Genomic DNA, 12,133 nt, shown 5'->3' with positions numbered 1-12,133 from the left:
ACATGTTCAGCTTCGAGATACTCAAAAAGGAATCCGGCTCCGGCGCAAGGCTGGGACGCATCCATACCATTCACGGTACGGTGGACACGCCCGCCTTCATGCCTGTCGCGACGCAGGCGACGGTAAAGAGCCTCACGCCGGATGAGGTCGAGGCGCTCGGCTTCGAGATGCTCATCGTAAACGCCTACCACATGTATCTCCGCCCCGGGCACGAGGTCGTAAAAAAGCTCGGCGGGCTCCACGAATTCATGTCCTGGAATCACCCCATAACGACGGACAGCGGCGGGTTTCAGGCCTTGAGCCTCTCGAAAACCCGGAAGATAAAGGAAGAGGGAATAGTTTTTCAGTCTCATCTCGACGGGAGCCGCCATCTCCTTACGCCCGAGAAATGCGTCGAAATACAGGAATCGCTGGGCGTCGATATCATGATGTGCCTCGACGAATGCCCGCCTTACCCCTCGACCGAAAAATATATGAAAAAGTCCGTCGAGCTCACGACGCGCTGGGCCGGGCTCTGCCGCAGCGCCAGGAAAAGCCCCGAATCGGCCCTCTTCGGCATAGTTCAGGGCGGGATTTTTCCCGAAATGAGGCGTCTTTCGGCGGAAGGACTCGCCGACATAGGCTTCGACGGCTACGCGCTCGGCGGGCTCGGCATAGGAGAAGACCCGGCGGCGACGTACGAAATCACGGAATCGACGCTACCCCACCTGCCCGCGGAAAGCCCCCGTTATCTGATGGGAATAGGGAGGCCCGAGGACATCGTCACCGCGGTTTCCATGGGCGTCGATCTCTTCGATTGCGTAATCCCGACGCGCAACGCCAGAAACGGCACTCTCTTTACAAGTCACGGAAAACTGGTTATAAAAAATGCCCGATATGCGGAGGACGGGGGGCCTGTCGACGAACGCTGCGGATGTTATACGTGCAGGAATTTCTCGAGGGCGTATCTGAGGCACCTTTACATGGCGAGGGAAACCCTCGTGTTACGGCTCCTGACTATTCATAATCTCAATTACTACGGACAACTGATGAAAGAAGCCAGAGAAAGCATAGCCCAGGACGATTTCCCTGTTTTCGCAAGTCGGGTAAAATCCCTCGGAGGTGAATAAATTGCAAAAGAAATATATCGCAATAATTACGCTGTCGCTGATGTCCATGGGCGGATGCCAGATGCCGGCCGGTGAAGGCGGAGGGGGCGGCGCCGGTGCATTTACCAGCTTTCTGCCCCTGATACTCATTTTCGTGCTGTTCTATTTCCTTATTCTCAGGCCGCAGCAGAAGCAGGGCCGCAAAAGGGCCGACATGCTCAAGAGCTTAAAGCGCGGCGACAACGTAATCACGTCGGGCGGTATTTACGGCAAAATCGTCAGCGTAGCGGACGACGTGATGACAATCGAGATAGCCAAGGGCGTGAACATCCGCGTATCCCGTTCGGGTATCGCCGGTCTTCAGGCCGAAGGCTCCGAACTGAAGGAGGATAAGTCGGGCAAATGAGAGCTTCCAAGGGCTGGATTATCACTATACTGGTCGTTACGGTTTTATCCCTGCTTCTTCTCCTTCCGAGCGTGGCGGGCGATTCCATTCCGAAATGGTGGGGCAGGATCTTCCCCGACAGGGGCATCAATCTCGGGCTCGACCTCCGGGGCGGCATCTTCCTCCTCGTGGGCGTGGACACCGAAGCCGCAATAACGCACGAACTTTCGAACATACGGGACTTTATGAACCTCGAGCTCAAGAACGACCAGGTTCTGGTAAAGAGCTCGGACGTCAAAGGCAGCACGCTCACGCTGGAGTTTTATTCACAGGCCGACCTCGACAAGGCACGTGGCCTGGCCGACGAGAATTTCTCGGACAGGGCGGACATATTCGCCGACGGCCTCTCGCTTTCGTTTGCTCTCAAGGGGGCGTACGTCCGTGACGCCGAGGTAAAGGCCATAGACCAGGTCCGCCAGGTCATGGAGAACAGGATACAGGAGCTCGGCCTCGTAGAGCCTTCCATTCAAAAAGCCGGCGCCGACAGGGTGCTTATACAGGTCCCCGGCGCGTCCGACAGGGACAGGCAAAGGGTCATAGACATCATAAAGCGCTCGGCGGTCCTCGAATTCAAGATAGTTAAGGACGTCGGACCGTCCGAGGATACCCTGCTCGCCAAGTACGGCGTGTCCAAGCCCGAAGAGCTCGCGGCGCAGAATCTCATGCTTGTACCGGGGAATACCGGCATCGAGAACGAGAAATACTTTATAACATCTCTGGAATCGCCCGTGACGGGGGAATCACTGTCCGACGCAAGGATTATATTCGACGAGTTCGGCCGGCCGGCCGTCAGCTTCAGCTTCAAGGGAGCCGGCGCCAGCAAGTTCGGCGAGCTCACGGAAAGCAGCATCGGGCAGCGGCTGGCGATCGTCCTCGACGGCACCATCAAATCCGCCCCGACGATTCAGGACAGGATATCGACGCAGGGCAGGATTACGGGGAACTTCACGACCGACGAGGCGAACGACCTCGCGCTCGTCCTTCGCTCGGGCGCCCTTCCCGTGCCCGTAACCATCGAGCAGGAAAGGACTGTCGGGCCGTCTCTCGGAAAGGACTCGATCGATAGCGGCATGAATTCCATGCTCATCGGCGGCATTCTCGTTTTGATCTTCATGGTCGTTGTTTATAAGCTCCAGGGCGTGGTGGCCGATATAGCCCTCGCGCTCAACATGCTCTTTATAATGGGATTCTTCTCGGCGTTCGGGGTTACGCTCACCCTGCCCGGCATAGCGGGCCTCGTCCTGACGATGGGTATGGCCGTCGACGGGAACATCATCATTCTCGAAAGGATGAAGGAGGAGCTCCGGGCGGGCAAATCGCCCATCGCCGCTATAGACGCCGGATACGAGAGATCCCTCTGGACCATTCTCGACGCCAACATTACCACGCTTATTACCGCGATTATATTGTTCTGGTTCGGCACGGGGCCGATAAAAGGCTTTGCGGCGACACTTTCCATCGGTATCGTTTCAACGGTATTCAGCAACGTAATAGTCGCCAGGATTATAACGGAATACATTTACCAGAACAAAAAATCCATAAAGCTGAGCATTTGAAGAGAACCCAGGAGGGTGAAAGGACTTGGATTTAATTAAACCTGATACGAAAATAAATTTTATTAGGATGATGAAGCCCGCAGCCTTGATTTCGCTGCTGGCCATGCTCATCTCCATAGGCTCTCTCATATATCACAAAGGACCGGAATGGGGCGTCGAGTTTACGGGCGGCACCGAAATCCAGATAAAACTCGCGAAAGACGTCGGTCCGGACGACATAAGGGATACGCTCGAGGATGCCGGCTATCCGACCGACCTGGTTCAGCGCGTCGGCATCGAAGGGGACAGGGAATACCTCATAAGGTTCACCCCCGACGTCGTCAAGTTCGAGCAGATTCAGGATTTTCAGAAGAGCCTCGGAGAGCTGGTAAAAACGAACCCGATATTCGAAGGCGGCTCGATATTACGTGTAGATTATATCGGCCCCAACGTCGGCAGCGAGCTCGTGACAAAGGCCATACTGGCCATTCTCCTGGGGTGCGTCGGAATCCTTATTTACGTCATGCTGAGGTTCGAGTTCGCCTTCGCGCTCGGCGCTGTCCTGGCGCTTTTCCACGACGCTCTCATAGCCTTGGGGGCCTTGTCCCTCATGGACAAGGATTTTACACTCACCATAGTCGCGGCGCTCCTGACCATCATCGGTTATTCCGTCAACGACACCATAATCATATTCGACAGGATAAGGGAGAATCTCAAGAAGGGTGCGGAGGGCAGCTTCACGGACATCGTCAATCTTTCCATCAACCAGACATTGTCGAGAACGGTGCTCACCAACGTCACCGTTTTCCTCGTCCTGATTCCGCTCTTCTTCTTCGGCGGCTCGGTTATTCACGACTTCGCATTCGTGATGATAGTCGGCTGTATCGCCGGTACCTATTCGACGATATTCATAGCCAGTGCGATAGTCATATGGTGGAGGAAATACAAGGGGCTTCCGGTGTGATTTTGTAAAATTATGAATTCCGGCCGAGCTCTTTTACGACTTCCTCGACGTCGGGGACGCGCCCCGAGCTCACGGTCTTGCCGTTCACTATCACCGCCGGGATCGGCTCCCATAGCATCAGCGTTTTGATAGAGGGGATGATCGGACGGCCGCGTGTGAATATCTCCTTCAAAACTTTCGGCACGACGCATATGTAATCCTTGGGCTCTATCTGAATTATCTCGACCTCGTCCTCTCCGAACCTCTCCCTGATCTCCCTGTGGAGCCTTCCGCACTCCTCGGCGCCGGTCCTTATATGTCCGTAAGAAGGGTCTTTCTTCGCGTGCTCCCCGAGCCCTCCCGAGCAGCATATGCACCCGCCGCCGGAATCGTTCTCCCTCACAATAATCACGGACGAATGGTTAGTCACGTACGGCCCCTTCGTCCCCGAGCGGCGTCCGGCCCCTCTCGATGTAGAGCTTCTTTATCCATACCCGAACGGAGTCGATTATTATTATGATCGCGCACAGCATCATTACCGCCGTAAACGCGATGTTCACGTATCCCTGATGCGCCATTCCCTCCTTCTTCGTCATGGGGAGAAAATTGTCCACTATGTTCATCCACGCCGCCGAGAGCGTCGTGGCCATGACGAACGCCATCGGCGCCATCGTAACCCAGGCGTACTTCGCCTTCCCGAGCCTGATGATATAGGTCGTCCCGACGCATAGCGCTATGCCTGCCAGCACCTGGTTCGCCGTCCCGAACATGGGCCATATCGTGCTTATGCTGCCCGTGAGGACGAAATACCCCCACGCCACGGAAATGAGCGCGCTCGCCATTATCGCAGAGGGGAGATGGTCCACCTTCTCGAAGGGTTTATAGAACCTCCCGCCGAATTCCTGGATCATGAAGCGCGCGACCCTCGTCCCCGTGTCTATGGTCGTCAATATGAATAACGCCTCGAACATTATGGCGAAGTGGTACCAGTAATCCATGAGGTGCCCCATCCCGGGAAGGGCGGTGAATACCTGCGCCATACCCACCGCCAGCGACACTGCGCCGCCGGTTCTGCCCGCGAGATTCTCGCCGACCTGGTGAGACAGGTGCTCCAGGTTTACGATCGGGTGCCCGAGCGTCTGGAATATCGGGTCCGGCACGTTAATCGCGAAGTAGTCGCCGGGGAAAAGCGCCGTGGCCGCTATGAGCGCCAGTATGGCTATGAACCCTTCTATGAGCATCGCGATAAACCCTATCGACTTTATATCCGACTCCCTGGACACCATCTTCGGCGAGGTCCCCGACGCCACGAGCGCGTGGAATCCCGAAATCGCGCCGCAGGCTATCGTTATGAAAACGAAGGGGAACATCGCCCCGGGGATTATCGGCCCGCCGCCCTTGATGTAATCGGTCACTATCGGCATCTTGAGCTCGGGGTTTACGATGATGATGCCTATCGCCAGAAAGGCTATGGTGCCTATCTTCATAAACGAGCTCAGATAGTCCCTCGGACACAGAAGGAGCCACACGGGCAGTATCGAGGCTATGAACCCGTATCCGAGTATGATGAGCGTGATGTTCGTTTTGGAGAGCGTAAAATAATGGGCGAAGGAGGAATTTGCGACGTCTTTGCCGAAGAATACGGCAAGGATTAGCAGCACCACTCCTATAAACGTCGCCTCCACTATACGGCCCTTCCGGAGCCTGTACATGTAAAGGCCCATGAAGAACGCTATGGGCACCGTGCTGCCTATGGTGAAAACACCCCACGAGCTTTCGGCGAGGGCGTTCACGACCGCAAGCCCGAGCCCCGCAAGCGCGACGACCAGGATGAAAAGAACGGCTATGGAGGCGACAAAACCCGTAACCGTGCTTATCTCGGACTTCGCTATCTCGGCCAGGGATTTGCCCCCGTGCCTCACAGAGGCCACGAATATTATGAAATCGTGAACAGCGCCCGCCAGGACGACCCCTACGAGTATCCACAAATACCCGGGCAGGACGCCGAACTGCGCCGCCAGCACGGGGCCGATGAGAGGCCCCGCCCCGGTAATGGCGGCGAAATGGTGCCCGAACAGAACCCACTTGTTCGTCGGGTAGTAATTCTGCCCGTCGTACATCGTATAAGCGGGCGTCTTTCTCGAATCGTCGAGTGCCGCGACCTTGGCCGCTATGAAGCCGTGATAGTAACGGTAAAAAATAACCATCACGCAGAGCGCGCCCACGACGAGGGGCATGGCGTGTATTGTCATTATTTCTGGTTAGCTCTCCTCTTCTTTACTTCTGGGGCTTCACGGGGGTGAAACCGGAGTGCCATAATTTTAGCACTTTCTTTCCGGGAATCATATCCGGTTTCTGCCGCTTCCGACTCTGAACGGGGAAATTTTTTTATGCGGACGGTTTTCCCGGATTATGTGTATAATCACCCATGTTCGTTAATTCAAAAATTCGACTTGACATTGACATGCAGTTGGATATGTTTCCACCAAATCTTTGGAGGATGGATGAAGTAATCTTCCTTTCCAAGCGTACGCGCCTGATACAAGTAACGTCCATGTTCGATATTTTACGTATTCTTCCCGATCGACTCGAAGGCTCCGGCAGGCTGTCGGAATTCCCCTCTCATCAAATGCTCCATTTATCCAATTCACAAATAAAAACTGAACCAAATAAACTCAAAGGAGAGTTGAAATGGAGATTAGCAGCCATACATTAATCGTGGTTGTGTTGATTATCAGCTTGATTTCCCTTGCCTTTGCCGGCTACCTGGCCAAGTACGTGCTCGGCTCGGATACGGGCACCCCGGCGATGAGGGAGATAAGCGACGCAATCAAGGAGGGCGCCGAGGCGTTCCTCAAAAGGCAGTACTCGACGATCATCATGCTCAGCCTGGTGCTGGCTGTGCTTATGTACGCAGTCTACAGGTTCCTCGCGGGCGACGCGACGCTCGCATGGCAGACGACGGTGGCGTTTCTCTTCGGCGCGGGCTGCTCCGCGCTGGCGGGCTACATAGGCATGTGGATATCCATAAGGTCCAACATCCGTACCGCAAGCGCCGTAAGGACGAGCCTCGACAAAGCGCTCAGGATATCCTTCAGGGGAGGGGCGGTCTCCGGTATCACGATCGTCGCGATGAGCCTCCTCGGCGTCGGTATTCTCTTCGTCCTCTACGGCGGCTACAGCGAGAGCGCCGAAGTGATAAAGAGGGTGCCGTTCCTCATAGTCGGATACGGCTTCGGAGCGAGCTTCGTCGCCCTCTTTGCACAGCTCGGCGGCGGTATCTACACCAAGGCGGCCGACGTCGGCGCCGACCTCGTCGGCAAGGTCGAAGTCGGAATACCGGAAGACGACCCCAGAAACCCGGCGGTCATAGCCGACCTCGTCGGCGACAACGTCGGCGACTGCGCGGGCCGCGGAGCCGACCTCTTCGAATCCACCGCAGCCGAGAACATCGGCGCCATGATACTCGGAGTGGCCCTCTTCCCGCACTTCGGCATAAAAGGCATACTCTTCCCGCTCGTCGCCAGGGCGTTCGGCCTCATAGCCAGCATGGTCGGCATCGGGATGGTAAAGCTCAAGAGCGAGACCGAGGACCCGATGGGCGCTCTCAACCGCGGCTACTATGTAACGAGCCTTCTCGCCGCCGTCGGTTTTTATATCGCGACCTACTTCCTGCTCGACAACAACCACTGGCTGTTCGCGGCCGGCGTCATAGGCATCGCGACCAGTATAGCCTTCGTATTCATCACACAGTACTACACCGAGTACAAGTACCGCCCGGTGAAGTTCATCGCCGAGGCCTCGCAGACGGGCCCCGCGACGAACATCATCTCCGGTCTCGCCATCGGTCTCGAGTGTACGGCGCTTCCGGTGCTTGCCATATCGGCGGCCCTTATCGCCTCGTATTACTGCGGCGTTAACGGCCTCGCGCAGTTCCCGGATATTTCCACGAACAGCGCCGGTCTCTACGGTACGGCTATCGCGACGATGGGTATGCTCGGCACGGCCGCATACATCCTCGCGATGGACACCTTCGGCCCGATAACGGACAACGCGGGCGGCATCGTCGAGATGAGTAAGCAGCCCGAGGAGATCAGGCACAAGACCGACCAGCTCGACGCCGTCGGCAACACGACCAAGGCCCTCACGAAGGGATACGCCATCGGCTCGGCCGCGCTCGCCGCGTTCCTCCTCTTCTCGGCATACATGGACGAGGTAACGCACATCACGGGCACGCTGTTCGACTCCGTAGACCTCGCGAAGGTGCAGGTATTCGTCGGCGGTCTCCTCGGCGCGATGCTCATATTCCTCTTCAGCGCTCTCGCGATAAGGGCTGTCGCCCGCGCCGCGTACTACGTCATAAGCGACGTGCGCGCGCAGTTCAAGGAGAACCCCGGGATACTCGAGGGGACTTCCAAGCCGAACTACGCACGCTGCGTAGACATCGTAACCAAGGGCGCACTCAAGGAAATGATTCCCCCGGGTATTCTCGCAATCGGCATGCCGATTGCGGTCGGTCTCATATTCAAGCAGTTCGGGGTCGGCGCCGAAACCATCGCCGCGTTCCTTATGGTCGGCACGATAGGCGGCATCCTGCTCGCAACGTTCATGAACAACGGCGGCGGTGCGTGGGACAACGCCAAGAAGTTCGTCGAGCTCGGCTCCTACGGCGGCAAAGGGTCCGAAACACACAAGGCCACAGTCGTCGGTGACACCGTCGGCGACCCGTTCAAGGACACGGCCGGGCCGTCGATTCACGTTCTCATAAAGCTCCTCGCGACCATTACGCTTGTATTAGCGCCGTTATTCATCTAAACTGCGGATGTAATTTAGACTTCCGCAGGACGGGTGGATGACAGGGAGCCTTTTTAAAAGGAAAAGCATTGACCGGATAGCGAAAGAAGCGGACGACGAGCAGCGCGGATTAAAACGCGTGCTCGGTCCGCTCGATCTGGCCAGCCTCGGCATAGGCATCATAATAGGCGCCGGTATCTTCGTCGTTACGGGCCAGGCCGCGGCGCAGTACGCCGGGCCGGCCCTTTCCCTTTCGTTCGTGCTCTCCGGGATAGGCTGCGTCTTCGCGGGGCTCTGCTATGCCGAAATGGCATCGATGATCCCCGTTTCAGGAAGCGCCTACACATATTCCTACGCCACGATGGGTCAGTTCATCGCCTGGATCATAGGGTGGGACCTGATCCTCGAATACCTCTTCGCAAGCTCCACAGTCGCCGTGGGGTGGTCGGGCTACATGGTCAGCTTCCTCAAGGACTTCGGCATCATCGTCCCCGAGCTAGTGGCGAAGGCCCCGCTTTCGTTCGACCACGTACACGGCTGGGGCTTTACCGGGGCAGCGCTCAATCTCCCGGCGGTTTTCATCGTCCTCGCCACGACGGCGGTGCTCGTGGCCGGGATACGCGAATCGTCGGCCGCCAACAGCATCATAGTCGTCGTGAAGCTCGCGGTCCTTCTCGTGTTCATAGGCGTCGGAATTTCCTACATCAACATCGACAACTGGGACCCGTTCATACCGCCCAACGACGGGACGTTCGGCCACTTCGGCTGGAGCGGCATACTTCGCGGCGCGGGCGTGATATTCTTCGCCTACATAGGCTTCGACGCCGTTTCCACGGCGGCGCAGGAAACCAAAAACCCCCAGCGTAATGTCCCCATAGGCATACTCGGGTCGCTCGCCGTCGCGACGCTCCTTTACATCTCCGTGTCCCTCGTGCTCACGGGCGTCGTCAAGTACGACCTCCTCCACGTTCCGGACCCCATAGCCGTAGCCGTCGATTTCATGGGCGAGGGGCTCTACTGGCTCCGGCCGCTCATCAAGATCGGCGCCATAGCGGGCCTCACCTCCGTCGTCATGGTGCTCCTTTTCGGGCAGACGAGGATATTCTATTCGATGTCACGGGACAGGATGCTGCCGCATAAGTTCGCCGAGGTTCATACGAAGTTCAGAACCCCTGTCTTCGCGACGGCGCTTACGGGCGTCGTGGCGGCCTTCTTCGCGGGCATCTTCCCTATAGGCATCCTCGGCGAGCTCGTGTCGATAGGCACTCTCCTCGCCTTCGTGATAGTGTGCGCGGGGGTGCTGGTGCTAAGGTATAGAGAACCCGGCCTCGAAAGACCCTTCAAAGCCCCCCTCTTTCCCTTCGTTCCCATAATGGGAATCCTCGTCAGCCTGGTTCAAATGGCCGCACTTCCGATGGACACGTGGCTCCGGCTCATCATATGGATGGCGGCGGGATTCCTTATCTATTTCCTCTATGCCAGGAAGCGCGCCGTCGTCTGAGCATCCCTCCGCTTTTTACCGTTCCCCCGTTTAAAATGCGTGTTGTAAATGTTCCGCCTTATGTAAACCTATACGCATTATGGATTACGTCGTATTCGGGCTCTTTATCCTGGCGTCGCTCATAGGCCTCGCCGCGCTTCCGTTCGGCCTCCCCGGGACGTTTATAATCCTGGGCACTTCGCTCCTATACGCCTGGTACGGCGGGTTCGAGGAGATCACGCTCAGGATAATCGTAATCCTCGTCATACTCGTTCTCGTTGGCGAGCTTATAGAATTCCTCCTCGGAATAGCCGGCTCGAAGAAATACAAGTCGAGTAACAGGGCCATAATCGGCTCCATACTGGGCGCCATAGCCGGCGGAATAACGGGGGCCCCGTTTTTCTTCGGTATCGGTGCGGTAGCGGGGGCTTTCGTCGGGGCCTTCGCGGGGGCGATAGCCGTAGAGCTTCTACTGGGAAAGAGCCTCAACGAGTCCGTACAATCCGGCTGGGGGGCCTTCCTCGGCAGGGTGGCGGGCACGATCTCGAAGGGCGCGATAGCCGTGGCGATGATCGTGATAACCGTCGCGGCTGTTACGGGCTGATTACCGTCTCGTCTTTTTCACTTTCCGCTCCACACACCCGCCTGCGCTTTCTTTTCCGTCTCAAGGTAGATGTCCCGCGCCGATATGGTAAATTATTTTGATTTTCCAAGACTTATACGGAGTAGCCCGATGATCGAAAAGCTCGACGAACTCAAAAAACAGGCGCGTGAAGAGCTCGGCGCGGTATCCGACGAGGCCGCGCTCCAGAACTTAAAAGCCAGGTTCCTCGGGAAGAAGGGCGCCATAACCGAAATCCTGAAGGGCATGAAGGACCTCTCGCCCGAAGAGCGCCCGAAGATGGGGCAGCTCGTAAACGAGGCGAAAACCTTCGTCGAGGAGCTCGTCGAGTCGAGGCTCGATTCCATACGCGAGGAAAAGAAGAACCGCTCGCTCGGGGAGGAGAGAATCGACGTCACGCTGCCCGGAAAGGGCCTCCCCGTGGGGGCCAGGCATCCCGTGACGCAGGTCATGGAGGAGATAGTCTCCATATTCGAGAGGATGGGATTCGAGGTCGCCGAAGGGCCCGAGGTCGAGACGGACTACTACAACTTCGAGGCACTCAATATTCCCAAAAACCATCCTGCACGGGACATGCAGGATACGTTCTACATATCCGACGACGTAGTCCTCAGGACGCACACATCCCCCGTACAGATACGCATCATGGAAAAACTGAAACCCCCCGTGAAGATTATCGCGCCCGGGAGGGTCTACAGGAACGATAGCGACGTCTCGCACACGCCGATGTTCCACCAGATTGAAGGGCTTTTGGTGGACGAGTGCGTCACGTTCGGCGACCTGAAAGGCGTGCTCACCGAGTTCGTCAGGCTCGTATTCGGCGAGGGCATAGGCGTCAGGTTCCGCCCGAGCTTCTTCCCTTTCACCGAGCCCAGCGCCGAAATGGACATGCAGTGCATGATATGCGGCGGCGAGGGGTGCCGCGTGTGTAAGGACACCGGCTGGCTCGAAATCCTCGGCTGCGGCATGGTCGACCCCGAGGTCTTCAAGAGCGTCGGCTACGATTCGTCCAAGTACTCGGGCTTTGCGTTCGGCATGGGCATAGAGCGCATAACCATGCTCAAGTTCGGCATAAACGACATACGCCTCTTCTTCGAGAACGACGTCCGCTTCCTCCGGCAGTTCGCCTGACGCGCTCCGTCCGCTTCCGTCATTCCGGTGTTTTCGGTGCCGTTCATCAGGCGGATTGAGTAAATACGCCCGATGTGGTAGTATCCTTTCCCTCT

At 57.1% G+C, this 12,133-nt stretch carries 10 protein-coding genes; 8 read left to right on the top strand and 2 right to left on the bottom strand.

The features are described 5' to 3' along the window. Positions 1-2 precede the first annotated feature (2 nt). The 4 genes from tgt to secF are packed head-to-tail and all read left to right on the top strand — an operon-like array spanning position 3 to position 4,032. Complete coding sequence (gene tgt, locus PKC29_06745) at positions 3-1,109, top strand: tRNA guanosine(34) transglycosylase Tgt (GenBank protein HML95111.1); 1,107 nt, start codon at positions 3-5, stop codon at positions 1,107-1,109. Between the two features lies 1 nt (position 1,110). Further along, positions 1,111-1,494: a preprotein translocase subunit YajC gene (gene yajC, locus PKC29_06740; protein HML95110.1), complete on the top strand. Its 384-nt coding sequence runs from the start codon at positions 1,111-1,113 to the stop codon at positions 1,492-1,494. Next, positions 1,491-3,089 (top strand): protein translocase subunit SecD, encoded by a 1,599-nt coding sequence (gene secD / locus PKC29_06735; GenBank protein HML95109.1) that lies wholly within the window; start codon positions 1,491-1,493, stop codon positions 3,087-3,089. Before yajC ends, secD begins: the two co-directional genes overlap by 4 nt. Before the next feature lie 25 nt (positions 3,090-3,114). Beyond that, positions 3,115-4,032, top strand: coding sequence for a protein translocase subunit SecF (secF, locus tag PKC29_06730; GenBank protein HML95108.1), 918 nt, complete (start codon positions 3,115-3,117; stop codon positions 4,030-4,032). A 10-nt stretch (positions 4,033-4,042) separates the two neighbouring features. Here secF and PKC29_06725 read toward each other — a convergent pair whose 3' ends face one another. Both PKC29_06725 and PKC29_06720 read right to left on the bottom strand, forming a co-directional pair. After that, positions 4,043-4,441, bottom strand: coding sequence for a hypothetical protein (locus tag PKC29_06725; GenBank protein HML95107.1), 399 nt, complete (start codon positions 4,439-4,441; stop codon positions 4,043-4,045). Then, a complete protein-coding gene (locus PKC29_06720) occupies positions 4,434-6,257 on the bottom strand; it encodes a carbon starvation protein A (protein ID HML95106.1) in 1,824 nt (607 codons plus the stop codon). Before PKC29_06720 ends, PKC29_06725 begins: the two co-directional genes overlap by 8 nt. Before the next feature lie 445 nt (positions 6,258-6,702). Between PKC29_06720 and PKC29_06715 the strand changes: the two genes are divergently transcribed. The 4 genes from PKC29_06715 (at position 6,703) to pheS (ending at position 12,038) form a co-directional block, all read left to right on the top strand. Further along, positions 6,703-8,826, top strand: a complete 2,124-nt coding sequence (locus PKC29_06715) for a sodium-translocating pyrophosphatase (GenBank protein HML95105.1) — start codon at positions 6,703-6,705, stop codon at positions 8,824-8,826. Between the two features lie 37 nt (positions 8,827-8,863). Further along, positions 8,864-10,306, top strand: coding sequence for an amino acid permease (locus PKC29_06710; protein ID HML95104.1), 1,443 nt, complete (start codon positions 8,864-8,866; stop codon positions 10,304-10,306). 79 nt (positions 10,307-10,385) lie between these two features. Beyond that, positions 10,386-10,889: a DUF456 domain-containing protein gene (locus PKC29_06705; GenBank protein ID HML95103.1), complete on the top strand. Its 504-nt coding sequence runs from the start codon at positions 10,386-10,388 to the stop codon at positions 10,887-10,889. A gap of 129 nt (positions 10,890-11,018) precedes the next feature. Continuing rightward, positions 11,019-12,038: a phenylalanine--tRNA ligase subunit alpha gene (gene pheS / locus PKC29_06700; GenBank protein HML95102.1), complete on the top strand. Its 1,020-nt coding sequence runs from the start codon at positions 11,019-11,021 to the stop codon at positions 12,036-12,038. Positions 12,039-12,133: the final 95 nt, after the last annotated feature.

The sequence above is a fragment of the Thermodesulfobacteriota bacterium genome (genome assembly GCA_035325995.1).
Taxonomy (GTDB): Bacteria; Desulfobacterota_D; UBA1144; order Nemesobacterales; family UBA2774; genus JADLGH01.
The sequence above is the reverse complement of the archived record's forward strand: the minus strand, read 5'-3'. Positions and strand labels throughout refer to the sequence as shown.

Bases quoted from the DNA above. Each gene is read 5' to 3' on its own strand.
- tgt (HML95111.1), top strand. From the start codon at position 3: ATGTTCAGCTTCGAGATACTCAAAAAGGAATCCGGCTCCGGCGCAAGG.
- secD (HML95109.1), top strand. From the start codon at position 1,491: ATGAGAGCTTCCAAGGGCTGGATTATCACTATACTGGTCGTTACGGTT.
- PKC29_06715 (HML95105.1), top strand. From the start codon at position 6,703: ATGGAGATTAGCAGCCATACATTAATCGTGGTTGTGTTGATTATCAGC.
- PKC29_06710 (HML95104.1), top strand. From the start codon at position 8,864: ATGACAGGGAGCCTTTTTAAAAGGAAAAGCATTGACCGGATAGCGAAA.
- PKC29_06705 (HML95103.1), top strand. From the start codon at position 10,386: ATGGATTACGTCGTATTCGGGCTCTTTATCCTGGCGTCGCTCATAGGC.
- pheS (HML95102.1), top strand. From the start codon at position 11,019: ATGATCGAAAAGCTCGACGAACTCAAAAAACAGGCGCGTGAAGAGCTC.